The 21,595-nt window shown below is 73.5% G+C and carries 22 protein-coding genes; 10 read left to right on the top strand and 12 right to left on the bottom strand.

Annotated features, from left to right (window positions below; translation table 11 throughout):
* Positions 1-2: 2 nt before the first annotated feature.
* From ABT026_RS25950 to ABT026_RS25970, 5 genes are all read right to left on the bottom strand, one after another.
* Positions 3-632, bottom strand: coding sequence for a GTP-binding protein (locus ABT026_RS25950; protein ID WP_502968055.1), 630 nt, complete (start codon positions 630-632; stop codon positions 3-5).
* Positions 613-969, bottom strand: coding sequence for a DUF742 domain-containing protein (locus ABT026_RS25955; protein WP_351117554.1), 357 nt, complete (start codon positions 967-969; stop codon positions 613-615). Before ABT026_RS25955 ends, ABT026_RS25950 begins: the two co-directional genes overlap by 20 nt.
* Entirely contained in the window at positions 966-1,403 is a 438-nt protein-coding gene (locus ABT026_RS25960) for a roadblock/LC7 domain-containing protein (protein ID WP_351117555.1), read from the bottom strand. Before ABT026_RS25960 ends, ABT026_RS25955 begins: the two co-directional genes overlap by 4 nt.
* Positions 1,404-1,449: 46 nt before the next feature.
* Positions 1,450-3,015 (bottom strand): ATP-binding protein, encoded by a 1,566-nt coding sequence (locus tag ABT026_RS25965; RefSeq protein ID WP_351117556.1) that lies wholly within the window; start codon positions 3,013-3,015, stop codon positions 1,450-1,452.
* A 206-nt stretch (positions 3,016-3,221) separates the two neighbouring features.
* Positions 3,222-4,349 (bottom strand): lipid II:glycine glycyltransferase FemX, encoded by a 1,128-nt coding sequence (locus tag ABT026_RS25970; RefSeq protein WP_351117557.1) that lies wholly within the window; start codon positions 4,347-4,349, stop codon positions 3,222-3,224.
* 238 nt (positions 4,350-4,587) lie between these two features.
* Between ABT026_RS25970 and ABT026_RS25975 the strand changes: the two genes are divergently transcribed.
* Together ABT026_RS25975 and ABT026_RS25980 are read left to right on the top strand one after the other, a co-directional pair.
* Complete coding sequence (locus ABT026_RS25975) at positions 4,588-5,610, top strand: phosphotransferase (RefSeq protein ID WP_351117558.1); 1,023 nt, start codon at positions 4,588-4,590, stop codon at positions 5,608-5,610.
* Positions 5,611-5,768: 158 nt separating this feature from the next.
* A complete protein-coding gene (locus tag ABT026_RS25980) occupies positions 5,769-6,368 on the top strand; it encodes a hypothetical protein (protein WP_351117559.1) in 600 nt (199 codons plus the stop codon).
* Here the strand turns inward: ABT026_RS25980 and ABT026_RS25985 are convergent.
* Positions 6,362-6,871, bottom strand: a complete 510-nt coding sequence (locus ABT026_RS25985) for a hypothetical protein (RefSeq protein WP_351117560.1) — start codon at positions 6,869-6,871, stop codon at positions 6,362-6,364. The two genes, ABT026_RS25980 and ABT026_RS25985, sit on opposite strands and share 7 nt — an antisense overlap.
* 107 nt (positions 6,872-6,978) lie before the next feature.
* Here ABT026_RS25985 and ABT026_RS25990 point away from each other — a divergent pair, with 107 nt between their 5' ends.
* On the top strand, positions 6,979-7,830 hold the full coding sequence (locus ABT026_RS25990) for a DUF3626 domain-containing protein (RefSeq protein WP_351117561.1): 852 nt from the start codon (positions 6,979-6,981) through the stop codon (positions 7,828-7,830).
* A gap of 19 nt (positions 7,831-7,849) precedes the next feature.
* Here ABT026_RS25990 and ABT026_RS25995 read toward each other — a convergent pair whose 3' ends face one another.
* Entirely contained in the window at positions 7,850-8,500 is a 651-nt protein-coding gene (locus tag ABT026_RS25995; RefSeq protein ID WP_351117562.1) for a nucleoside/nucleotide kinase family protein, read from the bottom strand.
* A gap of 145 nt (positions 8,501-8,645) precedes the next feature.
* Here ABT026_RS25995 and ABT026_RS26000 point away from each other — a divergent pair, with 145 nt between their 5' ends.
* Complete coding sequence (locus tag ABT026_RS26000; protein ID WP_351117563.1) at positions 8,646-9,434, top strand: class I SAM-dependent methyltransferase; 789 nt, start codon at positions 8,646-8,648, stop codon at positions 9,432-9,434.
* A gap of 47 nt (positions 9,435-9,481) precedes the next feature.
* On the opposite strand, the gene ABT026_RS26005 is transcribed toward ABT026_RS26000, so the two are convergent.
* On the bottom strand, positions 9,482-10,561 hold the full coding sequence (locus ABT026_RS26005) for an acyltransferase family protein (protein WP_351117564.1): 1,080 nt from the start codon (positions 10,559-10,561) through the stop codon (positions 9,482-9,484).
* A gap of 144 nt (positions 10,562-10,705) precedes the next feature.
* On the opposite strand from ABT026_RS26005, the gene ABT026_RS26010 reads away from it, so the two are divergent.
* A complete protein-coding gene (locus ABT026_RS26010; RefSeq protein ID WP_351117565.1) occupies positions 10,706-12,367 on the top strand; it encodes an N-6 DNA methylase in 1,662 nt (553 codons plus the stop codon).
* Positions 12,368-12,509: 142 nt separating this feature from the next.
* Here ABT026_RS26010 and ABT026_RS26015 read toward each other — a convergent pair whose 3' ends face one another.
* Positions 12,510-13,199: a collagen-like domain-containing protein gene (locus tag ABT026_RS26015; protein WP_351117566.1), complete on the bottom strand. Its 690-nt coding sequence runs from the start codon at positions 13,197-13,199 to the stop codon at positions 12,510-12,512.
* Positions 13,200-13,427: 228 nt separating this feature from the next.
* Between ABT026_RS26015 and ABT026_RS26020 the strand changes: the two genes are divergently transcribed.
* Positions 13,428-13,826 carry a hypothetical protein gene (locus ABT026_RS26020; RefSeq protein WP_351117567.1) on the top strand — a complete coding sequence of 133 codons (399 nt, stop codon included), beginning with the start codon at positions 13,428-13,430 and terminating at the stop codon, positions 13,824-13,826.
* Here ABT026_RS26020 and ABT026_RS26025 read toward each other — a convergent pair.
* A complete protein-coding gene (locus ABT026_RS26025; RefSeq protein ID WP_351117568.1) occupies positions 13,744-14,439 on the bottom strand; it encodes an HAD-IA family hydrolase in 696 nt (231 codons plus the stop codon). The two genes, ABT026_RS26020 and ABT026_RS26025, sit on opposite strands and share 83 nt — an antisense overlap.
* A 484-nt stretch (positions 14,440-14,923) precedes the next feature.
* Between ABT026_RS26025 and ABT026_RS26030 the strand changes: the two genes are divergently transcribed.
* The 4 genes from ABT026_RS26030 (at position 14,924) to ABT026_RS26045 (ending at position 18,729) form a co-directional block, all read left to right on the top strand.
* A complete protein-coding gene (locus ABT026_RS26030; protein WP_351117569.1) occupies positions 14,924-15,997 on the top strand; it encodes a glucose-1-phosphate thymidylyltransferase in 1,074 nt (357 codons plus the stop codon).
* Positions 15,998-16,002: 5 nt separating this feature from the next.
* Positions 16,003-16,971, top strand: a complete 969-nt coding sequence (rfbB, locus tag ABT026_RS26035) for a dTDP-glucose 4,6-dehydratase (protein ID WP_351117587.1) — start codon at positions 16,003-16,005, stop codon at positions 16,969-16,971.
* 70 nt (positions 16,972-17,041) lie between these two features.
* Positions 17,042-17,926, top strand: coding sequence for a dTDP-4-dehydrorhamnose reductase (gene rfbD / locus ABT026_RS26040; protein ID WP_351117570.1), 885 nt, complete (start codon positions 17,042-17,044; stop codon positions 17,924-17,926).
* Positions 17,923-18,729: a class I SAM-dependent methyltransferase gene (locus ABT026_RS26045; protein ID WP_351117571.1), complete on the top strand. Its 807-nt coding sequence runs from the start codon at positions 17,923-17,925 to the stop codon at positions 18,727-18,729. Before rfbD ends, ABT026_RS26045 begins: the two co-directional genes overlap by 4 nt.
* A 63-nt stretch (positions 18,730-18,792) precedes the next feature.
* Here ABT026_RS26045 and rfbC read toward each other — a convergent pair whose 3' ends face one another.
* Complete coding sequence (gene rfbC, locus ABT026_RS26050) at positions 18,793-19,398, bottom strand: dTDP-4-dehydrorhamnose 3,5-epimerase (protein ID WP_351117588.1); 606 nt, start codon at positions 19,396-19,398, stop codon at positions 18,793-18,795.
* Between the two features lie 4 nt (positions 19,399-19,402).
* A complete protein-coding gene (locus ABT026_RS26055; RefSeq protein WP_351117572.1) occupies positions 19,403-21,427 on the bottom strand; it encodes a glycosyltransferase family 2 protein in 2,025 nt (674 codons plus the stop codon).
* Positions 21,428-21,595 lie beyond the last annotated feature (168 nt).

Raw genomic sequence — 21,595 nt, forward strand, 5'->3', positions numbered from 1 at the left:
CCTCACCGGACGGGGGCCGCGGCGTGGGCCCCATGGAGGGTCTGCAGGTGCTCGGCCAGCGTCAGCAGGACCTGCTTGCTGGAATGCCGCGACCGGGCGTCGCAGTCGATCAGGGGGACGCGCGGGTCCAGGTCGAGCGCCTCCCGGACGTCCTCCAGCCTGTGCCGCAGACCCCCGAAGTCGTTGCGGGCCACGATGAACGGCGTGCCGTGGTGCTCCAGCCGGTCGATCGCGTACCAGGACTCGTCGAGACGGCGGTCGTCGACCAGGACCACCGCGCCGATGGTGCCGGCGAACAGCCGGTCCCACAGGAACCAGAAACGTTCCTGCCCGGGAGCGCCGAACAGGTAGAGGACGGTCTCCTCGTCCAGCGTGATCCGCCCGAAGTCGAAGGCGACCGTGGTCGACGTCTTCTCCGGCACGTGGCTGGTGTCGTCGGTGGGGACCCCGGCGCGCGTCATCGTCTCCTCGGTGTTGAGGGGACGGATCTCGCTGACCGAACGGACCATGGTGGTCTTGCCGACACCGAAGCCGCCCACGACGACGATCTTGAGGCCGTTGCTGGCCCGGTCGCCGAGCGGAGCGCGCGGCCCGTCGGGCACGGGCCGTGATTCAGAGAGCGCGGAGTCCAACGAGCACCTTCTCCAGTGTGGCGGGGTCCAGCTCCGGACGGCCGGAGGCGGTGTACCGCGGATGACGGGCGGTGGCCCGGCCCGCGTCCAGAAGATCCGAGACGAGGATCTTCGTGATGGACACGGGCAGGCCGAGCTCGGCGGAGATCTCGACCACCGAGGTGGGGTGGACGCACAGACGCAGGATCGCCGCCAGCTCCGACGACAGCCCGGCCGCCGGTCCGCTCTCGGCGACGATCAGCGTCACCAGGTCCAGGTCCTCCCGGGAGGGCCGGCTGCGCCCCGAGGTGAGGGTGTACAGCCGGTCCGGCCGGTCGTCGGTCCCCGGTCGGTTCACGACGAGGCGGCCTTCACGGCCTCGCCGGTCGCCTCCCGGGGCGGCGTGCTCAGGTGCTCGCCGAGCTGCTCGATCAGCTCCTGCATGGTGTGCCCGACCAGACCGGGATCGGCGTCCTCCTGGGCGACGACCGCGATGTGGGCGCCGGCCCCGGCCTCCACGATGAACAGGAGGCCGCCGTGGAACTCCGTCATCGACTGCCGTACGCCGCCGTCGCCGCTGCCGAACTCGGCGGAGGCGCCCTGGGCGAGGGACTGGATCCCCGCCGATATCGCGGCCAGCTGGTCGGCCTGGTCGACGGTGAGCTCGGGGGAGTGGCACAGCTTCAGACCGTCCCGGGAGAGCACCAGCGCGTGGCGCGCTCCCGGGGTGCGTTCGAGCAGGCCTTCCAGGAGCCATGTCAGCTCGGCGATTCGACTGTGGTCGTGGGTCATCGGTGGATTCCTCGGGTGTCGGCGCTCGCGGGAGGGGGTCGCGGGATTACCTGTCCTCGGCTGTCGCCGAGTCGGACGCGCGGGGGGTGGTGCTCTTCTCACCGGCCTGGCCCGTGACGGCCTGCCGGAAGGCGTGGAACCGCGCACCGTGTGCGGCGGGTCGGGGCGCGGGCCGGTCGCCGCCGTCCGGGGCGGCGCCCGGGGTGTTCGGCAGACCGCCGGGGTGGGCGGCGGCGAAGGTCTGGCCGCGGCGGCGCCGGGGGAGCGTGGAGCCGGAGCCCGAGGAGGGCGCGTCGGGTCCCGTGGCGGAGGTCGCCGGCACGGCGGGCGCGCCCGACGGGGAGCCCGCGCCGGGCGTCCCGCGGTCCGCCCGGCGACGCGGGAGCGCGTCGGGGCCGGCCGTGGTCCTGGGGCCGGCGGGAGTGCGCTGGCTGGGGATCGCTCCGCCCGCCGGGCGTGCGGCGGCCGGCTCGGGGGCGGCAGCGGCGGGGGCCGGGGCGGTGGCGGAGGCTTCGGCGGCCGCGGCGGGCGCGGGCTCGTCGGTCCGGGAGACCAGGTGGCGGGGGACGAGCACCAGCACCGCGGTGCCGCCCGTCGCGGAGGGACGGAAGGAGACCGTGAGGTCGTGCTTGCGGGCCAGGTGCCCGACGACGGCCAGACCGAGCCGGGTTCCGGTGAGCGCCGACAGGTCGGGGGTGTCCCCGGAGACCGCGTGCTCGGCGCGGCGCAGGGCCGAGTCGCTCATGGTCAGGCCGCTGTCCTCGACGGTGACCAGCAGACCGGCCGGCACCTCGCTGACGTAGGTGTGGACCTCGGTGCTGGGCGGGCTGAAGTTGCAGGCGTTGTCGAGGAGTTCGGCCAGCACGTGCATCACGCCCTCGGCGGCGTGACCCGCCACGGACAGACTCGGCGGAACGGCTCTCAGACGCACCCGCTGGTAGCCCGCGATACGGCCCATCGCGCCGCGCAGCACCGACTCCATGGCGATGGGACGCGCCCAGCGGCGGCCGGAGCGGGCGCCGCTGAGCACCGCGATGGAGTCCGCCAGCCGGCCGGCCTGCGCGGTGCGGTGGTCGACGTGCAGCAGGTCGGCCAGCACGTCGCCGTCGTTGTGCCGCTCCTCCATCTCCCGCAGTTCGGCGAGGGTGGAGGTGGACATGGCCTGCATGCGGCCGGCGGCGTTGGCACAGGCGGCCAGCGCGGCGGCCCGGCGGGCCTCGCTGCGACCCACTGCCCGTACGGCCTGCTGGAGCGCCCGCACCTGCTCGGGCCGGGCGGGGGCCAGGGCCGCCCGCCTGCCGGTCCGGGTGCACTCGGCCAGCACCCGCTCGGCGGTGGCTCCCTCGGCGACCCGGGCGAGCGCCGCCGGCAGCGTGGTGTCCGCGAACCGCACGGCGTCCGCCTCGAGTTCGGCGTACCGCTCGCGGGCGAGCCGTTCACGGCCGCGGAACCAGGCGGCGAGACCGGAGGTGACCGTCACCACGGCGGCCCCGCCGACGGCCCAGACGAACCCCTGGCCCTCGGCCGGGGCGGCGAACGCCACGACGCCTGCCAGCGCGCCGGTCGTCACTCCCCAGACGAACATGGCCGAGCGAGCTCGGGTAGGTCTCATCGGCGTACTCCTCAGCGGGCCAGGGGCAGCAGGGCGGCAACTCGGGGACACTATAGGGATGTTGTGTGTCTCGACTTGCCTGCTGGTGACCGAACTGTGAGGAGAAGTTGATCACAGATTTCTGACAATCGCCCACTTGTCACATCAAGTTGACCAAGGATGAGAGCGTCGACGACCTGTCAGAGGTAAGTTTTTTTACCCGGCGGTCATCGCCGTGCGGCCATGTACACCTCAAAAGCCTTGTGCAGGGCCTTGTTCAGGGGGTACTCCCACTCGCCGAGATACTCCACGGCCTCGCCTCCGGTGCCCACCTTGAAGCGGAGCAGGCCGAGCAGCGGGTCGTCCTCCTCGAGGGTGTCGGTGATCCCGCGCAGGTCGTAGACCGCGGCGCCGCGCTCGTGGGCGTCGCAGATCATCCGCCACTGAAGCGCGTTGCTCGGCTGCACCTCGCGGCGGCGCGTGGTGGAGGCGCCGTAGGAGTACCAGACGTGCTCACCCACCGTCAGCATGGTCGCCGCGGCCAGCGTCTCCCCGTCGTGCGACGCCAGGTACAGGCGCATCCGGCCAAGGTCCTCCGCGCGCAGCGCGTCCCACATGCGGCGGAAGTAGCCGAGCGGCCGGGGGGTGAACCCGTCGCGCTTCGCGGTCTCCAGGTAGAGCTCGTGGAAGGTCCCCAGGTCCTCGCCGTCCCCCTCGACGACCTTGACCCCGGCCTTCTCGGCCTTCTTCACGTTGCGCCGCCACTGCTGGTTCAGGCCGTTCTGGACCTGCTCCAGCGTCCTGCCGGCGAGCGGCAGCTGGAAGACGTACCGCGGCTGCCCCAGGGCGAAGCCGCCCGAGCCGCCCTCGCCCGAGCGCCGCCAGCCGGACCGCTCCAGCCGTTCGGCGACCTCGTCGGCCCGCTCCTCGCGCGCGGACGGCTCCGCGTCCGCCAGCCGGCGCGCCGCCGGGTCGGCGACCGCCTCCTTGACCCGCTCGGCGCTCCACCGCCGGGACACCACCGGCGGCCCCAGCCGCACGCTGAACGCGCCCAGGTCCTTCAGATGGTCCAGCATCGGCCGCAGCCATCCCTCGGCCAGGTCGGAGTCGTCCCAGTCCACCACCGGGCCCTCGGGGAGGTAGGCCAGCGAGCGGCCGATGCCGGGCATCGCCCGCAGCAGCGCGAGCCCCGCCCCCACCAGTCGTCCCTCCCCGTCGAACCAGCCCAGGCTCCGCGGCTGCCAGTCCTCCTTGACGTCGCCCCAGGCGGGGACCTGCAGATGGCTCACCGACGGCCGCGCCCGGACGAAGTCCAGATGCTCCTCGCGGGTGATCGCCCGAACCTCGCACCTCATACGTCTGCTCTCCTGCCCCGGACCGCCCGCCTGCGGGATTGCCGTCCAGCGGTGTCCGACGATCAGCCGATACGAACGCTGAAGGGTAGGCGCAGCCCACCGGCGGATCGGGGCACCAACACTCCGCGTCCACCGCCCCTCGCCACCGGCGCCCGGGGCGGGCCGCGACCGCGCGCCCCCGCCGCCGCCGGGGAGAAAACGCTGGTCGCGCGGCGTGTCCTGCTGATCCAATGACCTTATGCGGCACACGACGACCGACACCGACATCGACCGGGGCGACTGGCCGGACGCCGTCACCCCCTGGGGCGACGCCGCCTGGCGCACAGCCGCGGAGGCCTTCACCGCCGAAGGGCTGGCGGCGCACGGCCTGCGCCCGGCCGGGAAGCGGACCGCCCGGCTGCGTCCGTGGTCCGTCCTGGTCCGGATCCCCACCGACGACGGGTCGCGGGTCTGGTTCAAGGCCAACCCGCCCGCGAGCCGCTTCGAGGCCGGCCTCGCCCTCGTGCTGGACCGCCGGGTGCCCGGCCGCGTGCTCCGTCCGCTCGCCGTCGACGCCGGCCGCGGCTGGTCGCTGCTGCCCGACGGGGGCCCGGTCCTGGCCGACGTCCTCGCCGGGGCCGACGCCGGGGAGGCGACCCGGGTCTGGGAGGAGATCCTGCCGCTCTACGCCCAGGTGCAGCAGACCCTCACCGGGCACACCGCCGAACTGACCGCGGCGGGCCTGCCCGAGGCGCGCACCGCCGCGCTGCCCGCGCTGTTCGAGCGACTGCTGGCCGAGAACGCCGTCCACCTGGACACCGCCGAGCGCGCCCGGCTGGAGGCGGCCCGGCCGCTGATCGAGGGGGCGAGCGCGGAACTCGCCGCGCTGGGGATCGCCGACACCCTCGACCACTCCGACCTCCAGGACGCCCAGATCCTCCGGCCGGAGCCGGGCCGCTACACCTTCTTCGACTGGGGCGACTCCTCCGTCACCCACCCGTTCTGCAGCCTGCTGGTCACCTCCCGGATCTTCCGCCGCCGCCACGGCGACGCCACGCTGCCCAGGCTCCGCGACGCGTACCTGGAGCCGTGGACCGGCCCCGGCCGCACCCCCGCCGAACTGCGGCGCGGCCTCGACCTGGCCCTGCGGCTGGCGGCGCTGACCCGCGCCGTCGCCTGGGGGCGGCTCTTCCCGGGCAACGCCGAGGCGGGCGCGGCGCCCGGGGAGCGTCCGGCGGCCGCGCGGTGGCTGCTGCGGGTGCTGGACGCGACGCGGCGGTAAGCAGTTCGGGTGGAACGCGCCGTCCGGTGCAACCATGTCCCCTTTCCGGCTGTCGTATCAGGGGAAAGGGGACATCGTCCGCCGGCCGGCACCCCGGGCAACGGCCGCCCGGCGCGCGGGGCCCCGCAGCACCCGTGCTCGAGAGAGAAGGCACCCGCATGCGCCGCAGCACCGCAGCCGTGGTCACCGCCACGGCGATCGCCCTGACCCTTCCCGCCACCACGGCGACCGCCGCCACCGCGGCCTCGACGCCCCGCTTCCTCGCCCCCGCCGACCTCCCGCCGCACCCCTCGTCCGACTGGTACGCGGGCGCGGTCACGGCGGGCGTGCCCGACCCGGTGCCCTTCTGCTACGGCCAGGCGCTCCCCGGGGCGACCTCGCGGTACCGGGAGTTCTGGACCGACCTGGACGCAAGCGCGCGCCAGGTGACCGTCGTCGAGAAGGACCGCGCCTCCGCCCGGACCCTGGCCGAACTGCTGCGGCGCAGCGTGCGGCAGTGCGCGGCGCGGACCGAGGCCCACCACCCCGACGTGGACGCCACGGTCCGCGACCTCGGCCGCCTCAACGTGGAGGAGGGCGCCCGGCTGTACGCGGTCCAGGTCACCACCGAGTACACCCGGGACGTCCACCTCTTCTCGGTGGGCCGCGACGACCGCACCGTGACGGTGGTCCAGTGGGGCCAGATGGGCCGTTTCAAGGACGCGCCCGTCGCCGCCTTCCGCAACACCGCCCGCACCTCGGTCGCCAAGCTCTACTGAGGCCCCGTCAGGCCGCCGTTCCACTCCGGGGGCAGGTCCGCGTCGCAGAACACGCACACGAAGTGCGCGTCCCGCACGACCTGGGCCTGCCCGCACCCCGGACACCACCGGAACACCACCGGCTCCGTGAAGCCGTCCGGGCGGCGGATCCCGGCCCGGTCCAGCGCCGTCGCCACCGCGGACCAGGAGGCCAGGTCCGGGCAGTAGCCCGTCGACAGGTTGCCGACCTCCGCCACCGCCCAGCTCCCCGTGCCCGCCGGCCGGAAGGAGATCTCCCCGGCCCCGAGCACCGGCTCCCCGCCCGCGCAGACCACGTGCTCGCTGCGTCGCGGGGCCGGCCGCATCACCCCGTCGAGGTCCACCACGTACGTGAACACCTCTCCGGCCTCCGCCTCCCGCAGATCCTCCGGCCCGCGCAACGCCCGGCCCCTGCGCCCCGGCCGGGCCAGGGCCCTCAGCTCCTCCGGACCGACGTAGCGGTAGCGGTAACGGGACACGGTCATGGACCCGGAAGATACCGGGACCGCCTCCCGGCGAGGGTGCGGGTTCTCGCTGAGCCGTCGGGAAATCCGGCTGACGCGGCGCGCCCCGGTTGGTCAGACTGGCGGGCATGACCACGGACGCCGGCACCACCGTGTACGAGGCGGCGTTGCGGCACGTCGCCGCCCGGGCGGCGGGCGGGCCGCTCGCTCCGGGCACGCGTGTCACCGCGCACTTCCACCCCGACCGACTGCTGCCCGGCGGCACACCGGTCCTCGCCGCGATGGCCGAGGACGGGGTCTACCTCTCCCAGTTCGTGACCGGCACCGGCAACGGCGGCCTGACGGCACATCCCGGCGGCGACCGGTGGCGGTGGGAGAGCCGCATCTTCGGCGGGGTCTACGACGCCGTGGAGGCGGCGCACCGGCCCGTCTACGGCGCGCTGAACCACCGTCACGACCCGAGGGGCGCCGCGCCCCGGTTCGGGTCCTCGTACTTCCGGCTGACCGCGGCGGCCCTGCGGCGGGCGACCTTCTGCTACCCGGACAGCGCCGCCGAACCCACCGACTTCGGCGTCGCCGACCACTGCTCGGCGCTGGTCGGCCTGGCCGAGGCCGACCGCGACGCCGACGCGCTCGACGACTACGTCGAGGCCCACGTACACGGCCCCGTCCGCTTCGACCGCGACGTCGAGGCCCTCGTCCTGGACCCCTGCTACCGCTCCACACCGGTGGAGGACGCCGCCCGCGCGCTGCCCTGCCCCGTCGAGTGGCACCCCGGGTTCGTCCTCGACGTCGACGAACTGAGGCGTCGCCGCGACTACCGCGGCCCCGAGTTCGTCGAACTCGGTGTCCGGATCGCCGTCGACGGCAGGATCGACCCGGCGGTCGTCGGCGCGGCCGCCCGGACCGGGGAGCACGATCCGCAGGCGCTCAAGAAGGTCTGGCACCTCCTCGCCCGCTTCGGCCGCCGCCCGGCATGACGCCGACCGCGCCGGGCGCTCACGGAGGGTCCAGGGGCCCCTCCACGGTGATCACCCGGTCGCAGGCGTCCCGGGTGGCGGCCACCAGTTCCCCGTTGGGCCGGTCGTTGCCCGCCACCCAGGCCCGAGCCGCCTCGGCGGTGAAGCCGGTCGAGGTGTGCCGCCCGTGCAGGCGCTCCTCGCGCACTTCCTCCGGGGTGTCCAGGAACCAGAGCGCGTCCAGACAGGCGCGGGCCGCCGGCCAGGGCCCCTTTCCGACGGCGAGGTAGTTCCCCTCGGTGACGACCAGCCGCGCCGCCGGCTCCACCACGTGGAGCGCCGCCACCGGCTCGTGCAGGGTGCGCGAATAGCCGGGCGCGTACACCGGCTCGTCGCCCTCCTCCTGGATCCGCCGCAGCAGCGCGGCGTACCCCCAGCCGTCGAAGCTCGGCTCGGAGCCCTTCCGGCCGGTCAGCCCCAGGCGCTCCAGCTGGAGGTTGGAGAGGTGGAAGCCGTCCATCGGGACGTACGCCGCCGCGCCCGGCCCCATCCGCGCGGCGACGGCCGCGACCAGGTACTCGGCCAGAGTCGACTTCCCGGCCCCCGGCGCCCCCGCGATGCCGAGGATCACCCGCCCGCGCGCCCTCTCCGTCAGGGTCAGCGTCTCCCGCAGCAGTGTCGTGGCGTCCATGGACGCCATCGGACCACGTGCACCCCGCGGGCCGCAGCACCCCTGTGACCCAACTCTCCACGGGGCGTCCTGTCCTGCCCCCGGGCCGTGCGCGAGGATCGGCGGACGATCTTGTGTGAACGTCTTCGCAGCACAGGGAGCACCCATGGAGCGCAGCGACCGGAGCAACCCGGACTTCGGGCTCACCGCCGAGGACTACCGACGCCACCGCGCCGGATTCCCCCCGGAACTCGTCACCCGTCTGGCCGGCCACGGCGTCGAGCCGTCCGGCCGCGACGTCCTGGACATCGGCACCGGAACCGGCAGCCTGGCCCGCCTGATGGCCCTGGCGGGCGGCCGGGTCACCGGCGTCGACCCGGCGGCCCCGCTGCTCGAACAGGCCCGGGGACTGGACGCCGAGGCCGGCGTGGGCGTCGAGTACCGGGTGGGAACCGCCGAGGCCACCGGTCTGCCGGACGCAGCCTTCGACATCGTCACGGCCGGACAGTGCTGGCACTGGTTCGACGCACCCCGCGCCGCCGCCGAGGTCCGGCGGCTGCTGCGCCCGGGTGGCCACGTGGTCATCGCCCACTTCGACTGGCTGCCGCTGCCCGGCAACGTGGTCGCCGCCACCGAGGAACTGATCGTCGCCCACAACCCGGACTGGTCCATGGCCGGCGGCACCGGCCTGCACCCGCGCTGGCTGACCGACCTGGCGACCGCCGGGTTCCGGGACATCGAGACCTTCTCCTTCGACCTCGAGGTCCCCTACCGGCCCGAGGACTGGGTGGGCCGGATCCGCGCCAGCGCCGGGGTGGGCGCGAGCCTCCCGGAGGACGGCGTGCGCGCCTTCTCCGACGAGCTCACCGCCGTCCTGCGCGACCGCTTCCCCGGGGACCCGTTGCGCGTCCCGCACCGGACCTGGGCGGTCACCGCCCGGACACCCCTCGCCTGACCCGAGCGCCTTCCGCGCGGGAGCCTCCCGCTCCCGCGCGGGCCGGTCTAGCGCCGGACGGCCTCGCGCTGCTCCCGGAACGCCCGGTCCGTCCTCGGCTCCACCACCGGCCGGAACAGCCGCCGCACCGGCGCCGTGCACAGCGCCGTCACCACCAGCGCGCCCAGCACCGTCACCGCGAGGAGCCCGGCGCCGCCGTAGGGCCGCAGCAGGTCGTAGAAGCCCGTGTGCGCGAGGAACTTCATGAAGAAGCCGTGCAGCAGATAGCCGTACAGGGTCCCTTCGCCGAGCGCGGTGAACCACGTCCGGCGGGCCGGCACCCAGGCGAGGAAGCAGACGACCAGGGCCACGCCGCAGCCGAACAGCAGCAGTGTCATCAGCGGTCCCGCCCACCACGGCATGCCCAGCTGCTGCGCGGCACTGCTGTGGTAGAGCCAGGCGTAGTTCATCCGCGGCACCGCCCACCAGGCCGCCGCCAGACCCGCCGCCGCCACCGGCACCGACAGCACCCGCACCACCGGGTGCCGCACCAGCGCGAAGTGCTCCGGCCGCAGACCGAGCCCGAGGACGAAGTACGGCAGGAACTGCAGCACTCGCTGAAGGTCGAGGTCCTCGCCGATCGAGGGGGAGAGGGCGGCCAGCATCGCCACCCCCACCGCCACCGGCAGCGGCCACCGCAGCGAACGCCACAGCGGCGCGGTCAGCCGCCACACGAACAGGGCCGCCAGGAACCAGGTCACGTACGTGGGGTCCAGCAGGGTGACGGGCCGTCCGGGGTCGTCGTCGCTCCAGCGGGTGAAGAGCGCGTACGCGGTCTCGAAGAGGACGTACGGCACGACGACGCCGGTCACCAGCCGCCGGACCCGGTGCGGCGAGGCGTCGAAGGACCGGGAGAAGTAGCCGGAGACCACGATGAACGCCGGCATGTGGAAGGCGTAGACGAACATGTAGAGGGCGAGGACCCCACGGTCGCCTTCCCGCAGCGGCTCCCAGACGTGGCCGACCGCCACCAGGAGGATCGCCAGGAACTTGGCGTTGTCGAAGAACGCGTCACGGGAGGCCGGCGCGTCCAGGCCTTGGGCCGGCGCGGAGTGCGTCCGCGGAGCGGTGGAGGTCGCCGTTGACATGCGCCTGCGCCTCACCGGCCGGGCGGAGGCCAAACCTCCGCATCCACCCCTATGGCGCACTTCACTCGATCGGAGCAATCTACGTGAACGGTGTCAACGCCCCTTCGTTGAACAGTTCCCCCGGTGCTGTGTACGGTGTGCGCCATGACTGACAGCGCTGGGAGCCAGGCGGCAGGAGCTTTGGTGACCGGCTCGGAGATCGCCCGTCTCGCCGGCGTCACCCGCGCCGCCGTCTCCAACTGGCGAAGACGGTACGACGACTTCCCCGAACCGGCCGGGGGCGGCCCCAACAGTCCGCTCTTCGACCTCGCCGAGATCCGCTCCTGGCTGGAGCGCCAGCGCAAGGGGCAGGACGTCTCCGAGGAGGTCAGGCTCTGGCAGACCCTCCGCGGCGCCTACGGCGACGACATGGTCACCGCCCTCGCCGACACGGCCGCGCACGTCGACGACCCGGACGCGCTCACCCCGCTCCCCGAGGAGGCCGTACGGCTCGTGGGGCGCCTGCTCGACCGCGGCTCCGCCGCCGACCTGGTCACCGGACTCGCGGAACGCTTCACGGACTCCGTCCGCCGCGCCGCGTCCGACCAGGTCACCACCGCCCGCGTGGTGAGGGCCGTGCGCCACTTCGCCGGACGCGTGGCCAAGAACGCCGTGGTCCTCGACCCGGCCTGCGGGATCGGCACCCTGCTCCTGTGCGTGGGACCCGAACGCGGACCGCGGCGCCTGGGGCAGGAGATCGACCCGGACAGCGCGCGCTTCGCCCAGCTGAGGGCCGACCTGACGGGCCGCGCCGGAGTGGAGATCGCCGTCGGGGACTCGCTGCGCGAGGACCGGCTGCCGGAACTCAAGGCCGACCTGGTCGTCTGCGACCCGCCCGTCGGGGACACCGACTGGGGCAGGGAACAGCTCCTGCTGGACCGCCGCTGGGAGTTGGGCACGCCGTCCCGGGCGGAGAGCGAACTCGCCTGGCTCCAGCACGCGTACGCGCACACCGCCCCCGGCGGCCGGGTGCTGATGGTGATGCCCGCCTCGGTCGCCTACCGCAAGGCGGGCCGCCGTATCAGGGCCGAACTGGTCCGGCGCGGCATCCTCACCCAGGTCACCGCGCTCGCCCCGGGCACCGCCGCCTCGCACGCCCAGCCCGTCCACCTCTGGCACCTGCGGCGCCCCACGGGGCCCGGCGACACCGCCGCCGCGGTGCGGATGGTCGACCTCACCGCCGAAGACCCGGACGGACCGCTGGAACCCGGACCGGCCCAGACGGCGGAGATCGCCCTGATCGACCTGCTCGACGACACCGTCGACCTCACCCCGGGGCGCCATGTCGAGGACTCCACGCGGGACTTCGCCGCCGAGTACCAGGAACTGCGGCGGCAGCTGGACGAGAGACTGGCACGGCTCGGGCTGCTGCTGCCCGCACTGACGGAGGGGCGGGGGCCCGGTTCCCTGGAGGGATCCACCGTGAGCGTCGCCGAACTGGCGCGGGCCGGGCTGGTCAGCCACGGGGCGGACGAACCCGTCTCGACCAGCGAGCAGTTGGACACCGACTACCTGCGCGGCTTCCTGCGCTCGTCGGCCAACGTCCGCCGCTCCACCTCGCTCAGCGGGACGTTCCGTCTCGACGGGCGGGGCGCGCGGGTGCCGCAGATGGACATCGACGAGCAACGCCGGTACGGGGCGGCGTTCCGCACCCTGCGCGAGTTCGAGACCTGCGCCCGCGAGATCGCCGACCTCACGGCGCGGATCGCCGAACTGGCGGGCGAGGGACTGGGCAACGGGGCGCTGGCCCCGGGCGCCGGAGGCTGACAGGGGCTGCCCCGGACATCAGGGCCGCCCCCCGGAACCCCAAGGGTTGCCTGCCGACGAACGCAGGGGCCGGCCCGGAACGCTCCGGACCGGCCCGTCGTGCTCCCCCGTCGCCGCGCGGGGGCGCGGGCAGGGGGTCCCGCTACGTGGTGGGAGCCAGGGGGAGGCAGATGGCGTTCACGGTGAAGGTGACCGCCTCGCCGCTCGTGTTCCTGACCGTGCCGGTCCAGCCGTTCGCCCCGTCCGGGGCCGACTCGAGCACGGTGACGAGAGGAAGCAGCGTGTCGGCCACGGTCACGCCGCCGCCGGTCAGGGTGCTGCTCTCCGGGCAGGTGGCCGTTGCCGTTCCGGTGCCCAGGCCGTCGGCGTCGCCCTCCTCGTTCTCCAGGAAGGTCGGCGTCACCTCACCGGGGGCGCCGGGTTCACCGGGTTCGCCCTGCTCACCGGGCGGGCCCTGCTCACCCGTCTCGCCCTGGGGGCCCTCGGGTCCCTGAGGGCCTTCCGGGCCTTGCGGACCCTCCGGCCCCGCGGGTCCCGCCGCTCCTTCCGGTCCCGCGGGACCGGCGACGCCCGCCGGGCCCTGCGGGCCGGACGGACCCGCCTCGCCCTGCGGCCCGGACGGCCCGGGCTCGCCCTGCGGTCCGGCCGGGCCGGCGGGCCCGGGCCTGCCACCCCCACCGCCGCCCTCGCACGAGTGGTCGCAGTCGTGCGAGGCGGCCCGGTCCGTGCCCGCCTCGGCGGCCATGACCTGCGGCGCCACCGCGCCGGAGACAAGGGCCGCCGTGAGCACGGGCAGGCCTGCGCGGCAGAGCCGACGTATCGACTTCTTCAAGGTTGCTCCCGATGAGGTGAAGGGGCCCGGCAGCGGGGAACACGTCGAGCGGTTCCCGCCGGGTCTCGATCGACGTCACCGATCCCAGCACGAGGCGCGACACGCCGCTCGGCGAGAGCACTCCTCCGGGCTAGCGGCGCCGGCGGACGTCATCCGGACGGCCGCGCGCCGTGACCGTCCGGAGCCCGCGGAAGAGGCCGCAGCGGCCAGGTGAGCAGGGGGAATTCGATGGAGCACAGGCCCGACCCGATCCAGATCATCACCCGCCCCAGCACGTCGGTGGCACAGGACCGGATCCAGGCGCTGGGGGCCTGGATGGACGCGGCCCGCCACGCCGGATGGCGGGTGGACCCTCTGGACGAGCCGGTGGACTGGCCGGCGGGGGAGTGCGGCCTGGTCGACATCGAGGGACTGCGCTACCTGCTGCGGGTCGGCCTGCGCGGCCGCACCCGGGCCATGCTGCTGCCGGCCGCGCACGCGGACCGCGCCGTGGCCCGCCCGCTCGCGGGCGACACCGCGAGCGCCACCCGCCCGGTGCTCCAACTCACGACGTGGGCCGAACCGTTGCTCGACGCGGAACTCCAGCGGCGGCGGCCCCCGCGGGCGCTGCCACGCCGGGAGCGGTGAACAGCGGCTCCAGCGCCTGCCGCAGGTCCTCCACGGAGCGGTACCGCACGGCGGACATGCCGAGCGCCGCGGCCGCCTCGGTGTTCTCCGTCCGGTCGTCCACGAACAGGCAGCGCTCCGGCGCGACCCCGGCCAGCCGGCAGGCGGTCCGGTAGATCTCCGGGTCGGGCTTGGCGACGCCCTCCCACGCGCTGTTGACGACGTGGTCGGCGAGGTCGCCGATCCCCATGGCCGCCAGTTCGCCCTCCAGCCGGGCCGTCGCGTTGGTGACGATCACCAGCGGCACCAGATCCCGTGCCCGGCGCAGCAGTTCGACCGCCTCGGGGTCCGCGCGGAACGGCGCGTCCGCCATGGCCCGCGCCAGTTCGAGGGCCCGGCCGGGCGGCACGAAGGCGGCCATCCGCCCGGCGACGGACTCCGTCCACCGCCCGACGTCGATGTGCCCGAGCAGCAGCGGGAGATCGAGGTCGGGGGCGTAGGCCACCGACGCGGTGAGACCGGCGGTGAGGCCCGACTCCCGCTCGAGCGCGGCGAGTTCGGAGAAGTCGTAGAAACGGACGACGTTGTCGAGGTCACAGAGGACGGCGTCGAAGGAGCGCGGCGGGGGTGTCACGACCCCAGCCTTTCACGGTGTCCGAGCCGGGTCCCGGCGTGTCCCCCCCGGGTCACGCCGGGACCGGTCGGCCCCCCTGCTGATCCCCCCCCGGGATCCCCCCTCAGGTCCCCCCGAGGCGCACCGGCCCGCCCCCCGACGAGGCGGTGCGTCCGAGGAAGACGCTACACGAATGTGTCGGGTTACACCAGGCTCCCTCTCTGTTGACATCGTCAACAGAAACTTTCGAAGCCATCGCCAACACGCAGTGGTGGAGCGCGGAAAACGCGGCTTGGGTTGATCGACCGCCAACCGGTGGAGAAGGTTGTACGGCGCGGAGGAAAAACTTTCGGCTGCTTCCGCCCGCCCTCCCGTCAGCCCGTCAGCCCGGTCAGCCCGCCCGACGCGGGGCCCGCGGACCGCCGCGTCACGCGGAAGCGGGAAAAGACCGTCGCATCGTCCGGTTCGCCGCCCGGCGGCGGCGGGCGCGGCTAGTGTGGACCGAATGAAGGCTCTTGTCCTGTCAGGTGGAGCCGGCACGCGACTGCGGCCGATCACCCACACGTCGGCCAAACAGCTCGTGCCGGTGGCCAACAAGCCGGTGCTGTTCTACGGACTGGAATCCATCGCCGCGGCCGGGATAACCGAGGTCGGGATGATCGTCGGGGAGACCGCCGACGAGATCCGTGCTGCGGTCGGGGACGGCTCGCGGTTCGGCCTCCGGGTGACGTACATCCCGCAGGAGAAGCCGCTCGGGCTGGCCCACGCGGTGCTGATCGCACGGGACTTCCTCGGTGAGGACGACTTCGTCATGTACCTCGGCGACAACTTCATCGTCGGCGGCATCAACGACATCGTCGACGACTTCCGGGCCAGCCGCCCCGACGCCCAGATCCTGCTGACCAAGGTCCCCGATCCCCGCGCCTTCGGCGTCGCCGTCCTCGACGAGGAGGGCCAGGTGGTGACCCTGGAGGAGAAGCCCGAGCGGCCCGAGAGCGACCTCGCGCTGGTCGGCGTCTACCTGTTCACGCCGCGGATCCATCAGGCGGTCCGTTCCATCGAGCCCTCCCGGCGGGGCGAACTGGAGATCACCCACGCCATCCAGCGGCTGATCGACGACCGGGCCGCCGTGCGGTCCACCGTCATCCAGGGGTACTGGAAGGACACCGGGAACGTCGTCGACATGCTCGAGGTCAACCGGATGGTCCTCGAGTCGCTGGAGCCGCGCAACGACGGGGAGGTGGACGAGGAGAGCGAGACGGTCGGCCGGGTCGTGATCGAGGCGGGCGCCCGGGTGACCCGCTCGAGGATCGTGGGCCCCGCCGTCATCGGCGCCGGCACCCGGATCGACGACTCCTACGTCGGACCGTTCACCTCGGTGGGCGAGAACTGCGCCGTCAGCGGCAGCGAGCTGGAGTTCTCGATCGTGCTGCGGGACGCCACCATCGAGGGCGTCGGGCGCATCGAGTCCTCCCTGATCGGCCGCCACGCCGAGGTGACCACGCAGTCGGCGCCCGGCGTGCCCAGCGCCCACCGTCTCGTCCTCGGCGACCACAGCAAGGTGCGGATCCAGCCATGACCTCCCTGAACCTCCTCGTCACCGGCGCCGCCGGCTTCATCGGGTCCACCTACGTGCGCAACCTCCTGGCGGACGGCGCCGAGGACCTGCGCGTCACCGTGCTCGACAAGCTCACCTACGCGGGCACCCTCGACAACCTGCCGCTGGACCATCCGCGGCTGGAGTTCGTCCAGGGCGACATCCGCGACGCCGAGCTGGTGGACAAACTGATGGGAGCCGCCGACCAGGTCGTCCACTTCGCCGCCGAGTCCCACGTGGACCGCTCGATCACCGGCGCCGCGGACTTCGTCCTCACCAACGTGGTCGGCACCCAGACCCTGCTGGACGCCGCCCTGAGGCACCGAGTGGGTCCCTTCGTGCACATCTCCACCGACGAGGTGTACGGCTCCATCGAGTCGGGTTCCTGGCCGGAGACCCACCCCCTCGCGCCCAACTCGCCCTACTCCGCCTCCAAGGCGTCCTCCGACCTGCTCGCCCTGGCCTACCACCGGACCCACGGCATGGACGTCCGGGTCACCCGCTGCTCGAACAACTACGGTCCCCACCAGTTCCCCGAAAAGGTGATTCCCCTCTTCGTCACCAACCTCCTCGACGGCAGGAAGGTGCCGCTCTACGGCGACGGGCGCAACGTCCGCGACTGGCTGCACGTGGAGGACCACTGCCAGGGCGTCGAACTCGTCCGAACCCGGGGCTCAGCAGGGGAGATCTACAACATCGGGGGCGGCACCGAGCTCTCCAACAAGGAGCTCACCGGCCTGCTCCTGGACGCCTGCGGGGCCGGCTGGGACATGGTCGAGTACGTCGAGGACCGCAAGGGACACGACCTGCGCTACTCCGTCGACTGGGGCAAGGCGCGTACCGAACTCGGCTACCATCCCCGGCACGACTTCACCGCCTCTCTCGCCGACACCGTCAACTGGTACCGCGAGAACCGGGCTTGGTGGGAGCCGTTGAAGGAACGGGCCGGCGGATGAGCCGCTGCTCCGGTCAGGGGAGTCGGCCCGTCACCGGCCGTCGGAGCACGGGAAGTACGGAGAGGCGCGCATGAGATGGCTCGTCACCGGCGCAGCGGGCATGCTCGGCCGGGACACCGCGCAGGAACTGGCACGCCGCGGCGAGGAGACGGTGACCCTCGACCGCGCCGAACTCGACATCACGAGTGAGGACGACGTCCGTGCCGCCCTCGCCGCGCACCGGCCCGACGTGGTCGTCAACTGCGCCGCCTACACGGCCGTCGACGACGCCGAGACCGACGAGGCGACCGCCCTGCGGATCAACGGCGACGGCCCCCGCACCCTCGCCAGGGCCTGTGCCGAACAGGGCACGGCCCGCCTGATCCACGTCTCCACCGACTACGTCTTCGACGGCCGGGCCACCGCCCCCTACCCCGAGGACCACCCCACCGCCCCGCGCACCGCCTACGGCCGCACCAAACTGGCCGGCGAGCGGGCGGTCCTCGACGAACTGCCCGGCCGGGGCGCCGTCGTGCGCACCGCCTGGCTCTACGGCGCCCACGGCGGCAACTTCGTGCGCACCATGACCCGGCTCGAGTCCCGCCGGGACACCCTCGACGTCGTCGCCGACCAGCGCGGCCAGCCCACCTGGAGCGCCGACGTCGCCGGCCGGATCGCCGACCTCGGCGCCCGGCTCGGCGCGGACGACCCGGACGCCACCGGCGTCTTCCACGCCACCAGCTCCGGCGAGGCCACCTGGCACGAACTGGCCCAGGAGGTCTTCCGCCTGCTCGACGCCGACCCGGCCCGGGTACGCCCCGTCACCAGCGAGGCGTTCCCCCGGCCCGCACCCCGCCCCGCCTACAGCGCCCTCGCGCACCACCGGTGGCGGCCGCTCGGTCTGCCGCCCCTGCGCGACTGGCGCGCCGCCCTTCATGTTGCCCTCCCGCTCATCCGCAAGGAGTCCTGTTCGTGAAGCGCCACGAGTTCCTGAGGGAGCTCCACAAGACCTGCGCCAACCGGAACTACCTGGAGATCGGCGTCAACGACGGCCGCAGCCTCACCCTCTCCCGGGTCCCGAGCATCGCCGTCGACCCCGCCTTCAAGGTGGTCACGGAGATCCGGTGCGACGTCCACCTGGTGAAGGCGACCAGTGACGACTTCTTCGCCCGCGAGAACCCCCTGGGGCACCTCAAGGGGGGCCGCCACCCGCTGCGCAACCTCGCCCGCAACCGCAGCCCGTTCGGCTACTGGCAGGACGTCACGCTGGACCTGTCGTTCATCGACGGCATGCACCTCTTCGAGTACGCCCTGCGCGACTTCATCAACGTCGAGAAGCACTCCGACTGGGCCAGTGTCGTCGTCCTCGACGACATGCTGCCGCGCAACGTCGACGAGGCGGCGCGCGACCGGCACACCAACGCGTGGACCGGCGACGTCTACAAGGTCGTCGAGATCCTTCAGCGCTACCGGCCCGACCTGAGGACCGTGCTGGTCGACACCCAGCCCACCGGACAGCTGCTGGTCTTCGGCGCCGACCCGACCAACACGGTGCTGCAGGACAAGTACGACGAGATCATGGCCGAGTTCGAGGTCCCCGACCCGCAGAAGGTGCCGGAGTCGATCCTCGGCCGCACCACCGCGGTGCGCGCCGAGGACCTGCTGAACGCCGGGTTCTGGAAGCCGCTGGTCCACGCCCGCAACCGGGGCACCAAGCGCGCCAAGGGCTGGGAGCAGCTGAGCAGGTCGCTGGACCAGCTCACCGGCGAGCGGGGCTGACCGACGACGGCGGAGGCGGGACCCCGGGGTCCCGCCTCCGCCGTCGTCGTACGCGGCGCGTCCTCACACGGACTCGTCGCCCCGCAGCTTCTCGTAGTGGACGACGCACTCCTCGTAGACCGGCAGCATCCCCGCCGCGCGGGCCTCGGCCAGCGAGGGCGCCGCCGCGTCCTTCGCGGACAGCACCGGCTCGATGTCCGCGGGCCACTCGATGCCCAGAGCCGGATCGAGGGGATGCACCCCGTGCTCGCGGGCGGGGGAGTAGCCGGTGGAACACAGGTACAGGACCGTGGCGTCGTCGGTGAGCGCCATGAGGGCGTGCCCGATGCCCTCGGCCAGGAAGACCGCGTGCCGGTTCTCCTCGTCCAGCCGGTGCGACACCCACCTGCCGAAGGTGGGGGAGCCGACCCGGATGTCCACCATCACGTCCAGCACCGCGCCCCGCCCGCAGGTCACGTACTTGGCCTGCCCCGGCGGGACGTCCGCGAAGTGCAGCCCCCGCAGCACGCCCCTGCGCGAGACCGAGAAATTGGCCTGGGCCAGTGACAGGTCGTACCCCGTCGCCTCCCGGAACGCCGGTCCCCGGAACCACTCGTGGAAGCTGCCCCGCTCGTCGGGGAAGATGGCCGGCTCCACCAGCCAGGTGCCTTCGATGCTCAGCGGTCGCACGTGCTCAGTCACTCTTCCTGTCGGTCAGCCGTGCCCGAAGACCGGGCACGAGGGTGTCCATGGTCTTGACCACCGCGCGACGCACCGGCAGCGGCAGCCGGCGCGCCAGCCGGTGCAGTCCCCGCACCGCTCCGGGCCGCTGCCGCGCCGCTCGCGGCAGCGCGGCGTGCCGTGCCCGTACCCCGTCGGCGGTCGCGGTCAACGCCACCGGCAGGGACAGGAACCGGGGGTCCACCGCCCGCGGGTCCGCCGCCAGGGACAGCCCCAGCGGGACCTCCCGGGGAGCCTCGTCCCACGGCAGCGCCGCCTCCAGGACGCAGGTGCGGGCCGCGTCCTCGCCAGGGGACAGGGTGCCCGGCGCCTGGATCCGCGGCGTGTCCGCCGGGCCGGCCAGCCGCAGCAGGACGTCGCAGCGGTCCGCCACGTGCAGCGGCAGCGTCGCCCGGAGCCGCTCGCCCGTCACCGTGACCGCGGACGGGGACAGCCGGTCCAGACGCAGGTTCCTGGACGCCTTGTCGACGTCGAGCGACAGGGTGTCGCGGGCCGTCCAGTACGGCAGGACCACACTGCCGTCCGTGATCGCGGCGTTCCCCGCCGGGCGCGGCGCGCCCGGGGCCGGGTCGATCCGGCACTCACGGGCCCAGCCGCCCAGCTTCACCCGCACGAACAGGTCCCACAGGCCCGCGCGCAGCGGCGAGCCGCCGGCGGCCACCGCGGGGTCCAGCGACACCGAGGCGCGCACCCGCAGGCGCACCCCCTCACCGTCCCCGGCGGGCTCCGACTCCCGGGTCACCTCGGCCGGCAGGTAGTACTGGGCCGCGGTGGAACGCTCGCGCACCACCACGTCCACGCCCGCCGAGCCGAACCGCTCCGTGGCGTCGGCGAGTACCCAGGCGAGGGCCCCCGCCACGTCCTCGGGCGCGCCCTCGGGCACGGTGTGGGCGCCGTCGGCCGGGAAGACCATCGGCTCGCCCCGCACGGTGTAACCGGCCGTCAGGTCGAAGCGCAGGACGCCCTTCTCCCAGCCGACCGCCTCCGCGGCGGCCCGGGGGGCGAGGGACGCCTCCCACTCCGCGAAGGCCAGCGTGTCCTCGTAGCGGTCGGCGGCGACCAGAGCCGCCACCACCCGCTGGGTGGGCGCCAGCGGAGCGGCGACGGAGGGCCCGAACCGCTCGTTGATCACGTCCCGGATCTCGCCGAACATCTCCCGCCGGTAGTCGTCGGGGAGGTTCAGCAACCGCGTGCTCCGCATCCGCTCGACCATCTCGTTGCGCAGCCAGCGCCGGTACATCCGGTCGCGCAGCGGGCCCGGTTCGGTGTATTGCTCGACCACGTCGAGCGCCTCGCGCAGGTTCTTGAAGTAGCCCACCGGGTCGAAGCGCTGGAACCCGGCGTTGGAGGCGTCGTCCCGCTTGACGTGGTAATAGCACACGTAGTCGCTGAGGACGGAGATCGTCTCCGCCCGCAGATAGGCCTCCGCGATGAAGACGTGGTCCTCCAGCCGGCGCCGGCCCTCCGGGAAGCGCAGCCCGATCCGGTCGAGGAAGGCCCGCCGGAACATCTTGTGGGGCGTCAGACTGTCCATCAGCGGGGAGTTCTCGACGGTGGCGCGCGGATGGTTCCTGCGGAACAGCTCCACCGGCACCGGGCGGCCCTTGCCCGCCATCTTGCCGACGACGACGTCCGCCTCGTTCTCCACGGCGTACGCGTACATCCGCTCGAGGGCCTCGTCGCCGAGGTAGTCGTCGTTGTCGACGAACATCACGTACTCGCCCCGCGACGCCGCGATGCCGACGTTGCGCGGCTTGCCCGACCACCCCGACGGCTCCTGGTGGATCACCTGGATGTGGGAGTGCTCCGCGGCCAGCGCGTCCAGCCGCGCCGGCGTCGCGTCCGTGGAGCCGTCGTCGACGAAGATCGCCTCGAACTCGCCCGGCCGCAGCGACTGCCGCAGGAGCGAGTCGACGCAGTCCTCGATGTAGGGACCGGGGTTGTACACCGGGACGACCACACTGACCTTCACGGGCATGCGCTCAAAGCTCCTCGAGAGACGGACCTGGGGCGAACCTACCGCGAACCGGACGTCCGCCGGGGCCGCTCGCCCGCACCCGAAATTGCGGTGCCCGGTCCGCCGCCGGTCCCTACACTCGCAGCAACCCCCGGGTTTTCCCGACCTCTTGACGATACGTGCGTGTCG

The organism is Streptomyces sp. NPDC002734, assembly GCF_040295685.1.
Classification (GTDB): Bacteria; Actinomycetota; Actinomycetes; order Streptomycetales; family Streptomycetaceae; genus Streptomyces.